Source organism: Bradyrhizobium septentrionale (assembly GCF_011516645.4).
Lineage (GTDB): Bacteria > Pseudomonadota > Alphaproteobacteria > Rhizobiales > Xanthobacteraceae > Bradyrhizobium > Bradyrhizobium septentrionale.
The window spans coordinates 3,674,388-3,687,140 of the sequence record NZ_CP088285.1 but is presented as its reverse complement, the minus strand read 5'-3'; the positions used below and the strand labels follow the sequence as shown (position 1 = coordinate 3,687,140).

General features: G+C 63.4%; 9 protein-coding genes and 1 pseudogene. 7 read left to right on the top strand and 3 right to left on the bottom strand.

Annotated elements, in window-relative coordinates; all coding sequences use genetic code 11:
• Positions 1-69 precede the first annotated feature (69 nt).
• The 3 genes from pimC to HAP48_RS19135 all read right to left on the bottom strand — a co-directional run bounded on the left by pimC (position 70) and on the right by HAP48_RS19135 (position 5,417).
• On the bottom strand, positions 70-1,260 hold the full coding sequence (gene pimC, locus HAP48_RS19145; protein WP_166211358.1) for a pimeloyl-CoA dehydrogenase large subunit: 1,191 nt from the start codon (positions 1,258-1,260) through the stop codon (positions 70-72).
• Between the two features lie 218 nt (positions 1,261-1,478).
• Complete coding sequence (pimA, locus tag HAP48_RS19140) at positions 1,479-3,164, bottom strand: dicarboxylate--CoA ligase PimA (protein ID WP_166211361.1); 1,686 nt, start codon at positions 3,162-3,164, stop codon at positions 1,479-1,481.
• 156 nt (positions 3,165-3,320) lie between these two features.
• A complete protein-coding gene (locus tag HAP48_RS19135; protein WP_166211364.1) occupies positions 3,321-5,417 on the bottom strand; it encodes a 3-hydroxyacyl-CoA dehydrogenase NAD-binding domain-containing protein in 2,097 nt (698 codons plus the stop codon).
• A 164-nt stretch (positions 5,418-5,581) separates the two neighbouring features.
• Between HAP48_RS19135 and HAP48_RS19130 the strand changes: the two genes are divergently transcribed.
• The 7 genes and pseudogenes from HAP48_RS19130 to HAP48_RS19100 all read left to right on the top strand — a co-directional run bounded on the left by HAP48_RS19130 (position 5,582) and on the right by HAP48_RS19100 (position 12,542).
• Positions 5,582-6,448 (top strand): IclR family transcriptional regulator, encoded by an 867-nt coding sequence (locus HAP48_RS19130; RefSeq protein WP_166211367.1) that lies wholly within the window; start codon positions 5,582-5,584, stop codon positions 6,446-6,448.
• Positions 6,449-6,517: 69 nt separating this feature from the next.
• Positions 6,518-7,315, top strand: a complete 798-nt coding sequence (locus HAP48_RS19125) for an ABC transporter ATP-binding protein (protein ID WP_166211370.1) — start codon at positions 6,518-6,520, stop codon at positions 7,313-7,315.
• On the top strand, positions 7,312-8,025 hold the full coding sequence (locus tag HAP48_RS19120; protein ID WP_166211374.1) for an ABC transporter ATP-binding protein: 714 nt from the start codon (positions 7,312-7,314) through the stop codon (positions 8,023-8,025). The genes HAP48_RS19125 and HAP48_RS19120 overlap by 4 nt, the downstream gene beginning before the upstream one ends.
• A 12-nt stretch (positions 8,026-8,037) precedes the next feature.
• Positions 8,038-8,916, top strand: coding sequence for a branched-chain amino acid ABC transporter permease (locus tag HAP48_RS19115; protein WP_029077898.1), 879 nt, complete (start codon positions 8,038-8,040; stop codon positions 8,914-8,916).
• A gap of 2 nt (positions 8,917-8,918) precedes the next feature.
• Entirely contained in the window at positions 8,919-9,941 is a 1,023-nt protein-coding gene (locus tag HAP48_RS19110; protein WP_166211378.1) for a branched-chain amino acid ABC transporter permease, read from the top strand.
• Between the two features lie 29 nt (positions 9,942-9,970).
• A pseudogene (locus HAP48_RS19105) lies at positions 9,971-11,199 on the top strand (ABC transporter substrate-binding protein).
• Positions 11,200-11,315: 116 nt separating this feature from the next.
• On the top strand, positions 11,316-12,542 hold the full coding sequence (locus HAP48_RS19100) for an ABC transporter substrate-binding protein (RefSeq protein ID WP_166211381.1): 1,227 nt from the start codon (positions 11,316-11,318) through the stop codon (positions 12,540-12,542).
• The last annotated feature ends 211 nt before the right edge of the window (positions 12,543-12,753 follow it).

Sequence of the window (12,753 nt, the reverse complement as noted above, 5' to 3'; positions counted from 1 at the left end):
GGCGTACTGGGTCCCCCGCACCTGTGCGCAATTGCGCACAAGGCGGGGGACGACAGCTGAATGTGCGGCCTAAAGCCCCAGCACCGCCTTGCTGATGATGTTGCGCTGGATCTCGTTGGAGCCGCCGTAGATCGAAACCTTGCGGTTGTTGAAGTAGCTCGGCGCGATCTGCGCGGTCCAATCCATGCTCTCGTTGGAGCCGGCATCGCCATGCTCGTCATAGGGCGCGGCGAACGGACCGATGATCTCCATCAGGAGCTCGGTGGTGGTCTGCTGGATTTCGGAGCCCTTGATCTTGAGCACCGAGGACGCCGGATTGGGCTTACCCTTGCCGTGCTTGCCCTCGTCGGCGACGACACGGAGCTGGGTCAGCTCGAGCGCCTTGAGCTCGATCTCGCACGCGGTGAGCTTTTCGCGGAACGCCGGATCCTCGATCACCGGGCGGCCGCCGGCCTCGACCTTGGAGGCCAGCGCGCGGATGCGGCGCAGCCGCTCCTTCGATACGCCGACCCGGGCGATGCCGGTGCGCTCATTGCCGAGCAGGAATTTTGCGTAATCCCAGCCCTTGTTCTCCTCGCCGATCAGGTTCTCGTAAGGCACCTCGACGTCGTCGAAGAACACTTCGTTGACCTCAACGCCGCCGTCGATGGTCTGGATCGGGCGCACGGTGACGCCCTTCGACTTCATGCTGAACACGATGAAGGAGATGCCCATCTGCTTCTTCGCATTGTTGTCGGTGCGGCAAAGGCAGAAGATCATGTCGGCATGCTGGGCCAGCGTGGTCCAGGTCTTCTGGCCGTTGATGATCCACTTGTCGCCCTTGCGCTCGGCCTTGGTCTTCAGCGACGCGAGGTCCGAACCCGAGCCCGGCTCCGAAAAGCCCTGGCACCACCAGTCATCGACACTGGCAATGCGCGGCAGGTATTCCTTCTTTTGCTTCTCGTTGCCGAAGGTGTAGATGACAGGGCCGACCATGCTGACGCCGAAGGCGAGCGGCTGCGGCGCCGGATAGGACTGCAGCTCCTCGTTGAAGATGTAGTGCTGCACGGTGGTCCAGCCGGTGCCGCCATATTCCTTTGGCCAGTGGGTGACGCCCCAGCCCTTCTTGTTGAGGATGCGCCACCAGGTCACCATCTCGTCCTTCGACAGGTGGCGGCCTTCCTGCAGCTTGCGCCGTGTCTCCGGCGGCACGTTGTTCTTGAAGAACTCCCGCACCTCCTCGCGAAACGCTATCTCTTCCTTGGTGAAAGCGAGATCCATCGGATCCTCCTTTTGAAAGTTGAATTACCCTTCTAACTCTCTCGCTGTCGTCCCTGCGAAAGCAGGGACCCATAACCACCGGCCATCGCAACTGGCAAAGCCGGCCGCCGCTTGTGCCTCTTGCGAGGGCCGCGGCGTATGGGTCCCGGCTCGCGCTTCGCTTGGCCGGGACGACGAAATAACTACAACACCTCGAACAGGTCCGATGACGGCGTCGGTCATGAGCGGGGTCCTGATGCAGTCTGTTGTTGAGGTTGCGCTGTCTTCGGCTGCTGCTGGCGCAATTCGTGGCGCGACAGCTTTCCAACCGGGGTGCGCGGCAATTCAGCGACGAACTCGACCGCGGCCGGCAGCTCGTGCTTGCCGAGCTTGCCGGTCAGGAACGCGCGGAGATCGTCGACTGAGAACGGCTTTTCGCCGTCGCGCAGCTTGATGAAGGCTTTTGCCGCTTCGCCGCGGTAGTCGTCAACGATGCCGATCACGATCACTTCCTGCACGGCGGGATGGGTATAGATCGCCTGCTCGATCATCTGCGGATAGACGTTGAAGCCGCCGGAGATGATCATGTCCTTCTTGCGGTCGACCAGATAGAAATAACCGTCGGCGTCCATGTAGCCGATGTCGCCGGTGAGGAAGCGGTCGCCGACAAAGGCCTCCGCGGTTTCCGCGGGCCGGTTCCAGTAGCCCTTGGTGACGTTCGGGCCGCGGATACGGATTTCGCCGACCTCGCCGACCGGCATCACCCTGGTGGAATCCTCCAGCGACACCACGTCCATCTCGATGCCGGGCAGCATCAGCCCGATCGAGCCCGGCTTCTCCGGCCCTTCCTTCGGATGGCCGGTGCCGGGCGAGCAGGTCTCGGTCATGCCCCAGCCGCTCTTCAGCTTCATGCCGACGCGGCGCTCGAAGACCTTTGCGACCTCCACCGGCAGCGGCGCGCCGCCGGAGCCGGCGACCACCAGCGAGGAGAGATCGCGCCTGTCGAGATCGGGAAGCGAGGCGATCGCGATCCACATCGTCGGCACGCCGGGAAACACCGTCGCGCGCTTGACCTCGATGTCGCGCATCACCGCCTCGACGTCGAAGCGCTGGTGCAGCGAGATCAGGTGGCCGCGCCGGATCGTCGACAGCAGCACGACGGTCAGTGCATAGATATGAAACAGCGGCAGCACGCAGATCACGCGCTCGACCGCATTGCGTTCGAGCCGTCCCGGCTTGCCCCAGACGTCGTAGATCGACACCGCCGCGGTGAGATTGCCGTGGCTGAGCATGGCGCCCTTGGGCAGGCCCGTGGTGCCGCCAGTATATTGCAGCAGCGCAACGTCCTCGACGTCGACCGCGGGCCATTGCGCCGGTTTGGTCGCGCCGTCGATGAATTTCCGATGCGTCACGATGGCGGGATTGTCCGGCAACGCAGTCTGCGGCGTGCCGACCTTGCCCCAATTGTCATCCTCGCAAACGATCAGACGGTCGAGCAGACCCTTGGCGAGGAATTTCAGCGCGGTCGGCAGCAGCGCCGAGAGGTTGCTGGTGACCAGCACACGTGCGCCTGAATCGGACAGCTTGTGCGACAGCGCGATCTCGCCGTCGAGCGGCGACAGATGCACGACACGGGCGCCGGCCTTCAGCGCGCCGAAGAAATTGATCGGATGATCGGGCGAGTTGCCGAGAAACAGCGCGACCGACGTGCCCTTGCCGTAGCCGGCCCGCATGAAGGCGGCGGCGGCGGTCTCGACCAGGGCTTCCAGCTCGCTGTAGCTGATCTGCCGTTCCCGGAATTCCAGCACCGGACGCGCACCGAATTCGGCGGCCGCGTTCGAGAGCAGGTCCGGCAGCGTGCCGCGCGCGATCTCGTCGCTCCACCGCACGCCGTTGGGATAATATTGTTCGCCGGGATAGGTCATGGATGCCTTCGCAGGGACTCTATGAAGTCGTCATTCCGGGATGGCCCGAAGGGCCAGACCCGGAATCCATCAGGCCACATGCGCTGGGGCGCAATGGGTTCCGGGTTCATCGCTTTGCGATGCCCCGGAACGACACATGGTTAGGCCTTCGGCCAATCACGCCGCCTTCGACGCTGCGGCGAGCGAGGCGAAGGTCTTGCCCTCATCGGCGAGCCTCCTGAGCAGCGGCGCCGGCTCGAGCGAAGGATCGTTGGTCTCCTTGGCATAGAAGGCCAGACGATCGGCGATGTGCTTCAGGCCGACGGTGTCGGCCCAGAACATCGGACCGCCGCGATAGATCGGCCAGCCATAGCCATAGAGCCAGACCACGTCGATATCCGACGGGCGCGCCGCGATGCCTTCGGCAAGGATCTTCGCGCCTTCGTTGATCATCGGGTACATCATGCGCTCGAGAATCTCGTCGTCGCTGACGACGCGCTTCTTGCGGCCGAGGCGCAACAGCGTCTCGTCGATCAGCTTCTCGACTTCCGGATCGGGCAGCGCCGCGCGCGAGCCCTGCTCATACTTGTAGTAGCCCTTGCCGGTCTTCTGGCCGAACCGGCCGGCTTCGCATAGCGCGTCCGCGATCTCCGACTTGATGCCGCGGTCCTTGCGCGAGCGCCAGCCGATATCGAGGCCGGCGAGATCGCCCATCGCGAACGGGCCCATCGGCATGCCGAACTTGGTCACCACGGCGTCGACCTGCTGCGGCAGCGCGCCTTCGAACAGCAGCTTCTCGGACTGCTTGCCACGCTGCGCCAGCATGCGGTTGCCGACGAAGCCGTCGCAGACGCCGACCACGGCCGGCACCTTGGCGATCTTGCGGGCGATCGAGACGGCGGTGACCAGTGCGTCCGGCGCGGTCTTGTCGGCGCGCACGATCTCGCACAGCTTCATGACGTTGGCCGGCGAGAAGAAGTGCATGCCGAGCACGTCCTGCGGACGCTTGGTCGACTGCGCGATCTCGTCGATGTTGAGATAGGAGGTGTTGGAGGCGAGCACCGCGCCCGGCTTGGCGTACTGATCGAGCTTGCCGAACACTTCCTTCTTGACCGCCATGGTCTCGAACACCGCCTCGATAACCAGGTCAGCATCCCCGACGTTCTCGATACCGACGACGCCGTTGATCAGGGCCATGCGCTTGGCGGGCGCGTCCGCCGGGATGCCACCCCGCGCAGCGGTCGCCTCGTAGTTCTTCTGCATGATGCCCAGGCCGCGCTTCAGCTGCTCCTCGCCGGTCTCGACCAGGGTGACCGGGATGCCGGCATTGGCGAACGACATCGCGATGCCGCCGCCCATGGTGCCGGCGCCGAGGATGGCGACGCGCGCCACGTTGCGGCCCTTGGTGCCCTCGGGAACACCGGAGATCTTGGCGGCTTCACGCTCGGCGAAGAAGGCATAACGCTGCGCCTTGGACTGGTCGCCGTTCATCAGCTTCAGGAAGCCCTCGCGCTCCTTCTTCAGGCCCTCGTCGAACGGCAGGTCGATCGCGGCACCGACGGCGTCGGCAGCCGCGAACGGCGCCTCGAGGCCGCGCGCCTTCTTGGTCAGCGCGGCGACCGCATTGGTGAAGATCGAACGATCGGCCTTGGCCGCGGCGAGCTTGCTGTCGTCGTCGCGCAGCTTGCGCAGCGGACGCTTCTCGGCGACCACCTTGCGCGCAAAGGCCTCGCCGCCCGACGCCGGATCCTCTACGATTTCCTCGATCAGGCCGTTCTTGAGCGCCACCTCGGCGCTGATCGGATCGCCGCCGACGATCATCTTGACCGCGAGCTCGGGACCGACCGCGCGCGGCAGCCGCTGGGTGCCGCCGGCGCCCGGCAGCAGGCCGAGCTTCACCTCGGGCAGGCCGAGCTTGGCGTCCTTGGTGGCAACGCGATAGTGGCAGGCCAGCGCAACCTCGAGACCGCCGCCGAGCGCGTTGCCGTGGATCGCGGCAACGATCGGCTTCGGCGAGCTTTCCATCAAGCTCAGCACTTCGGCGAGGCCGGGCGGCTTCGGCGGCTTGCCGAATTCGGTGATGTCGGCGCCGGCGATGAAGGTGCGGCCGGCACAGGTCAGCACGATGCCCTGCACCTGCGGATCGTCGATCGCGGCCTTGATGCCATCGAAGATACCGCCGCGCACGGCCGCGCTGAGCGCGTTCACAGGCGGACTGTTAACCGTGACGACTGCAATGTTGTCATGACGTTCGAGCTTGACGACTTCACTCACCGGGACTCTCCCTGGATGCTTGTTCTTGCGTTGAGTAGCTGCACGACTTGCGTTGAGCCGCTACGATTAGACCAATTTCGCACTGCGAAATTTAATTCCACATCTTGACACGGAGGGTTATTTTGAAGCACGAGCCTTGTCAACGAGCATGACAAGGTCAGGGAATGAAGCGCGCCGGAAAAAAAGCAGCGACCGATCGCAATTTCGTCGTCGCGCTTTCCCGCGGACTGGACGTCCTGCGCGCATTTCAGCCCAATGACGGGCTGCTCGGCAATCAGGAGATTGCAGCCCGCACCAAATTACCGAAGCCGACCATTTCCCGGCTGACCTACACGCTGACCAAGCTGGGATACCTTACACCTGTACCGAAGTTCGAGAAGTACCAGCTCGCACCGTCGGCGATGGCACTCGGCTACGCCGCGCTCGCAAATCTCGGCGTTCGGCATCTGTCCGAACCCTATCGGGAAGAGGTGATGCGCGCGACCGGCGGCGCAGTCGCCGTCGGCGGCCGCGACCGTCACAGCATGATCTATTTCGGCCAGAGCCGGAACGGCCTGGCGCTCGGCGTGCAACTCGACGTCGGCTCGCGGGTGCCGATCGCAACCACGGCAATGGGACGTGCCTATATTTGGGCATTGCCACCCGAAGAGCGTGCGGCTTTATTACGCGAGCTGCGAGATCACTATGGCGGCCGCTGGGCCAAGATCCGCGACGGCATCGAGCGCTCCGGCGAGACGGTGGCGAAGCACGGATTTACCTTGTCCACCGGCGACTGGCAGGATGATGTCGCCGCGGCCGGCGTTGCATTGAAACTGAACGACGGAACCGGCCCCTATGCTTTCAATTGCGGCGCGCCGGCATTCCGCTTCACGGAAGATCGATTGCTCAACGACATTGGACCTCGCCTTGTCGCGATGGTAAGGAACATCGAGCAGGCGCTCGGTGGAATGGCGCCGCAATCCAAAAAAGAAACAAGCAAAAAGACCAGAGTAGGAGGGAAAGTTGCACGTTTGGCCGAGGGGATCAGATAGCCTCCATCACGTCCGGCGAAGCACATCGCAGGGCCGCTCGCACCGCTCGAAGACGGCGGGCGAGACGAGATGACGCAGGCACAGCTCGCGCAGGGGAATGATCCTCTGCTCGCGGTTCGCGACGTCAGCGTCGTGTTCGGCGGCATCATCGCGTTGAACGGCGTGTCGTTCGACATGCGTCATGGACAGATCCTCGGCCTGATCGGGCCGAACGGCGCCGGCAAGACGACGCTGTTCAACTGCCTGTCGCGGCTCTACCAGCCGTCATCCGGCGACATCCTGATGGAAGGCAAGAGCATCCTGTCGCGCCCGCCGCACCGGATCGCCGAGATCGGCATCGGCCGCACCTTCCAGAACGTCGCGCTGTTCCCCAACCTGTCGGTGATCGACAATGTGCGCGTCGGCGCGCATGCGCGCACCTCGAGCGACATCGTCAGCGACTCGCTGCGCCTCGCCTGGGTCCGCCGCGGCGAGCACGACATGAACAAGAAGGTGCACGACATCCTCGGCTATCTCGATCTCGAGGACGTCGCCCACACCGTGGTCTCGGGACTTCCCTTCGGGACCCAGAAGCGCGTCGAGCTGGCGCGCGCTTTGGCCGCCGATCCGAAGATCCTGCTGCTCGACGAGCCGGCCGGCGGCCTCAATCACGAGGAAGTCCATGTGCTCGGCGACCTCATCCGCAAAATCCGCGACGACCGTAAAATTACGGTGCTGCTGGTCGAGCATCACATGGGTCTCGTGATGTCGATCGCCGACCACGTCGTCGCGCTCAATTTCGGCCGCAAGCTTGCCGAAGGCACGCCGGCCCAGGTCCAGGCCGACCCTGATGTCATCAAGGCCTATCTGGGGAGCAAGGACCAATGACAGCGATGCTCAACGTCAAGGACCTGCGCGCCTATTACGGTCAGGTCCAGGCCCTGCACGGCCTCAGTTTCTCGCTCAACGAGGGTTCGTTGACCACGCTGCTCGGCGCCAACGGCGCCGGCAAGACCACCACGCTGCGGGCGATCTGCAACATGGTGCGCTCCACCGGCGCGATCGAGTTCGAGGGCAAGCCGATCGGCACCCGTTCGACCGAGAACGTGGTCCGCCTCGGCATCGCCCATGTGCCGCAGGGCCGCGGCACCTTCACCAACATGACGGTGGAGGAGAATTTGCAGCTCGGCGCCATCAGCCGCGCCGACACGAAGGCGATCGGCTCCGACATCGAACGGATGTACGAGCATTTCCCGGTGCTGAAGCAGCGCTACACCCAGCAGGCCGGCACGCTGTCGGGCGGCGAGCAGCAGATGCTCGCGGTGGCGCGCGCGCTGATGCTGCGGCCGCGGCTGATGCTGCTCGACGAGCCGTCATTCGGCCTCGCCCCGCTGATCGTGCGCGACCTGTTCCGCATCCTCGGCAAGATCAATCGCGAGGAAAAGGTGACCATCCTGGTGGTCGAGCAGAACGCGCAGCTCGCGCTCGAGCTCGCCGACCAGGCCTATGTGATCGAAACCGGACGGATCGTGATGTCGGGCAATGCCAAGGACATCGCGAACAACGAAGACGTCCGCAAATCGTATCTCGGCTACTGAGGAGCTGGCACAATGGAGCTTTTTGCCAACCAGGTCCTGGCCGGCATCGCCACCGGCGCGATCTATGCCTGCATGGCGCTCGCAGTGGTCATGATCTACCAGGCCATCGACCATCTGAATTTCGCCCAGGGCGAAATGGCGATGTTCTCGACCTTCGTATCCTGGCAGCTGATGCAATGGGGCGTGCCATATTGGGGCGCTTTCGTGCTCACCGTCGCGTTTTCGTTCGCCGCCGGCATTGCGATCGAGCGGCTCTTGTTCAAGCCGCTGGCGAAGGCGCCGATCCTGACCAACGTCGCCGGTTTTATCGCGCTGTATGCGATCATCAACAGCGTCGCCGGCCTGATCTGGGACTTCACCATCAAGCAATATCCGACGCCGTTCGGCTCTTCCCCGTTCCTCGGCAGCCAGCTGATCTCGACCCACCAGGCCGGCATGATCGGTATTACGCTCTTGATGCTGCTCCTGCTGTTCTTCTTTTTCCGCTTCACCCGGGTGGGTCTTGCGATGCGTGCCGCCGCATCGGTGCCGGAATCGGCGCGGCTGGTCGGCATCAACACCTCGTGGATGATCGCGCTGGGCTGGGGCATGGCCGCGGCGATCGGCTCGATCGCCGGCATGATGATCGCGCCGGTGGTGTTCCTCGAGCCGAACATGATGCTGGGCGTGCTGATCTACGGGTTTGCTGCCGCCGTGCTGGGCGGGCTGACCAGTCCGTTCGGCGCGGTGATGGGCGGCTTCCTGGTCGGCATCTTCGAGAACCTCGTCGGCACCTACATCCCCGGCGTCGGCAATGAGCTGAAACTTCCGATCGCGCTTGCGCTGATCATTGTCGTCCTGGTCGTCAAACCGGCAGGCCTGTTCGGTCGCGCCATCGTGAAGCGAGTTTGATCATGAGCGCCGCTGAAGAAGTCGAAGTCGTCACCGAAGGCCAGGCCGTCGAGGCCGTGCCAAAGCGCGCCATGACGCTGGGCTACGGCACGTCGCTCGTCGTGCTCGCCGCGCTGATCCTGATCCCGATGTTCGTGAAGAACTTCATCATCTTCCAGATGACGATGCTTCTGATCTACGGCCTTGCGGTGATGGCGCTCAACATCCTGACCGGCGGCTCCGGCCAGTTCTCGCTCGGTCAGAGCGCGTTCTACGCCGTCGGCGCCTATACCTCGGCGATCCTGATGGAGCATGTCGGCATGAACTATGCCCTCACGCTGCCGATCGCCGGCATCGTCTGCTTCGGCTTCGGCTTCCTGTTCGGCCAGCCGGCGCTGCGGCTTTCCGGCGTCTATCTGGCGCTCGCCACCTTTGCGCTCGCAACCGCGATGCCGCAGCTCTTGAAGCTGGGCTATTTCGAGCACTGGACCGGCGGCGTGCAGGGCCTGGTCGTGACCAAGCCGGATGCGCCGTTCGGCCTGCCGATGGGGCAGGACATGTGGCTGTATTACTTCACGCTGGTGGTCACGATCGCAATCTATATCGCTTCGGTGAACCTGCTGCGCTCGCGCTCGGGCCGCGCCTTCATGGCGATCCGCGACAACGAGATCGCGGCTTCCGCGATGGGCGTCGACGTCGCGCTTTACAAGACGCTGGCGTTCGGCGTCTCGGCCGGCATCACCGGCGTCGCCGGCGGTCTCGGCGCCATCGCGGTGCAGTTCGTGGCGCCCGACGGCTACACCATCCAGCTCGCGATCTCGCTGTTCCTCGGCATGGTGGTCGGCGGCGTCGGCTGGCTGCCCGGCTCGATCGTCGGAAGCGCCTTCATCATCTTCGTGCCCAACATCGCTGAGGGGATTTCCAAGGGCCTCTCCGGCGCTGTGTTCGGCGTGCTGCTGTTCCTCGTCATCTTCCTCGTGCCGCACGGCGCCAGGCAGGTTGCGATCGTTGCCCACCAGCTGGCCGCAAAGCTCAAGAAAAACTAACAGCCTATCGAAGCAAACCAGGAGACATTATGCTTTCTACGTTAAGGATCGCCGCGATTTCCGCGGCGATCGTCGCTGTTGCTGCGACGTCCACTGCCGCATTCGCCCAAAAGAAATACGACACCGGCGCGAGCGATACCGAGATCAAGGTCGGCAACATCATGCCGTATTCGGGACCGGCCTCCGCCTATGGCGTGATCGGCAAGACTGAAGAAGCCTACTTCAAGATGATCAACGATCAGGGTGGCATCAACGGCCGCAAGGTCAGCTTCGTCAGCTATGACGACGCCTATTCGCCGCCGAAGGCGGTCGAGCAGGTGCGCAAGCTGGTCGAGAGCGACGAGGTGCTCGTCGTGTTCAACCCGCTCGGCACGCCGTCGAACACCGCGATCCAGAAGTACCTCAACTCCAAGAAGATCCCGCAGCTGTTCGTCGCCACCGGCGCCACCAAGTGGAACGATCCGAAGAACTTCCCGTGGACCATCGGCTGGCAGCCGAGCTACCAGAGCGAAGCGCAAATCTATGCCAAATGGCTGTTGAGGAGAAGCCCGACGCCAAGGTCGCGATCCTCTATCAGAACGACGATTTCGGCAAAGACTACCTCAAGGGCACCAAGGACGGTTTCGGCGCCAAGGCGGCCTCCAGCATCATCATGGAGGAGAGCTATGAGGTCTCCGAGCCGTCGATCGACGGCCATATCGTCAAGATCAAGGCCGCCAATCCCGACGTGCTCTTGATCTACACCACGCCGAAATTCGGCGCCCAGACCATCAAGAAGACCGCCGAGCTCGGCTGGAAGCCGCTGCAGATCATCACCAACGTGGCGATCTCGGTCGGCAGCGTGATGCAGCCGGCCGGCTTCGAGAACGCCCAGGGCGTGCTCTCGGCCGCCTATGCCAAGGACGGCTCCGACCCGCAATGGGCCAACGATCCCGGCATGAAGAAGTGGAACGCATTCCTCGACAAGTACATGCCGGGCGTCGACAAGACCGACAACGGCGTCGTCTACGGCTATGGCGCCGCGCAGACGCTCGCCAAGGCGCTCGAAATGTGCGGCGACGATCTGACCCGCGCCAACGTCATGAAGCAGGCAGCGAGCCTGAAGGACTTTACGCCGGACACCCTGTTGCCCGGCGTCAAGATCAACACCTCGGCCACCGATTTCGCCCCGATCGCCCAGCTGCAGATGCAGCGCTTCAAGGGCCAGAAATGGGAACTGTTCGGCGAGATCATTTCCGGCGACGTTCCCTCCGAGTGAGGTTGCACTGCGGGAATAAAACAACGGCCTCCGCGATCCCGTCGCGGGGGCTTTTTGTTGACGCCCGACGCCGATGGTATTGAATACACGGCACAAGAATACGAGGTGGGGAAACCATGATTGCCGTACGCCCGTCCCTGACGGCGCTATTGTGCGCATTCGCTCTGATCCTGACGAGCTGCAATGCCGCGCTGGCGCAGAAGGCCTACGACACCGGCGCCAGCGACACCGAAATCAGGATCGGCAACACCGCGCCGTACTCGGGACCCGCCTCGGCCTATGGCGTGATCGGCAGGACCGAGGCGGCCTATTTCAAGATGATCAACGCGTCCGGCGGCATCCGCGGCCGCAAGATCACGTTCATCTCCTATGACGACGGCTACTCGCCAGCCAAGACCGTCGAGCAGGCGCGCAAGCTGGTCGAGGACGACCAGGTGCTGCTGGTGTTCGGCTCGGTCGGCACCTCAAGCAACGCCGCGATCCGAAAGTACATGAACGAGAAGCAGGTGCCGCAGCTGTTCATCGCTTCCGGCGCCTCCAAGTGGAACGACCCCAAGAACTATCCATGGACCATGGGCTGGCAACCGTCCTACCAGGACGAGGCGCGGGTCTACGCAAAATACATCATGAAGCACAAGCCCGACGCCAAGGTCGGCGTGCTCTACCAGAATGACGATTTCGGCAAGGACTACCTCAAGGGACTGAAGGACGCTTTCGGCGACAAGGCCACGATGATCGTCGCCGAAGAGGCCTACGAGACGTCGGAGCCCACAATCGACAATCGCATCATCAAGCTGAAGGCCGCCGGCGCCGACACCTTCGTCAGCATCACGACGCCGAAATTCGCAGCGCAGGCCATCAAGAAGGCTGCCGAAATCGCCTGGACGCCGCTGCAGATCGTCGCCAACGTCTCGGCTTCGGTCGGCGGCGTGATGCAGCCGGCGGGCTTCGAGAATTCGCAAGGCATCCTGTCGGCGTCCTACCTCAAGGACGGCGCCGACCCACAATGGGACAAGGATCCCGGCATGGAGAAATTCCTTGCCTTCCTCAAGAAGCATTATCCCGACGCCAACAAGCTCGACGGCGCCACCTCCTTCGGATACGCCGCCGCGCAGACCATGGTGAAGGTGCTGGAGATGTGCGGTGACGATCTGACTCGCGCCAATGTCATGAAGCAGGCTGCGAGCCTGAAGGATTATGTCCCCGACACGCTGCTGCCGGGCATCAGCATCAACACCTCGGCCACCGACTTCGCACCGATCAAGCAGCTGCGCCTGATGCGGTTCAAGGGCGAGAGGTGGGAGCTGTTCGGTGACATCATTTCGAGCAATCTGAGCAACTAGGACGACGCACGACATCAACGCAAACGTTTCGCGTGTATCGCGAGGCGCTTCCGCAACGCAGGTTTTCCTCGCAACGCGTTCGACTAAATGACGCCCTCCGCGACACCGCCGCGGGGGGCTTCCTGTTGCTGGCACCAGGCGAAAGGTATTCAATGTCGCGAGGGGCCGCGAAGTGCTCCCATTGCAAAAATCGTGACACATTCATGGTGAT

Bases quoted from the DNA above. Each gene is read 5' to 3' on its own strand.
- pimA (WP_166211361.1), bottom strand. From the start codon at position 3,164: ATGACCTATCCCGGCGAACAATATTATCCCAACGGCGTGCGGTGGAGC.
- pimC (WP_166211358.1), bottom strand. From the start codon at position 1,260: ATGGATCTCGCTTTCACCAAGGAAGAGATAGCGTTTCGCGAGGAGGTG.
- HAP48_RS19115 (WP_029077898.1), top strand. From the start codon at position 8,038: ATGGAGCTTTTTGCCAACCAGGTCCTGGCCGGCATCGCCACCGGCGCG.
- HAP48_RS19125 (WP_166211370.1), top strand. From the start codon at position 6,518: ATGACGCAGGCACAGCTCGCGCAGGGGAATGATCCTCTGCTCGCGGTT.
- HAP48_RS19130 (WP_166211367.1), top strand. From the start codon at position 5,582: ATGAAGCGCGCCGGAAAAAAAGCAGCGACCGATCGCAATTTCGTCGTC.
- HAP48_RS19100 (WP_166211381.1), top strand. From the start codon at position 11,316: ATGATTGCCGTACGCCCGTCCCTGACGGCGCTATTGTGCGCATTCGCT.
- HAP48_RS19110 (WP_166211378.1), top strand. From the start codon at position 8,919: ATGAGCGCCGCTGAAGAAGTCGAAGTCGTCACCGAAGGCCAGGCCGTC.
- HAP48_RS19120 (WP_166211374.1), top strand. From the start codon at position 7,312: ATGACAGCGATGCTCAACGTCAAGGACCTGCGCGCCTATTACGGTCAG.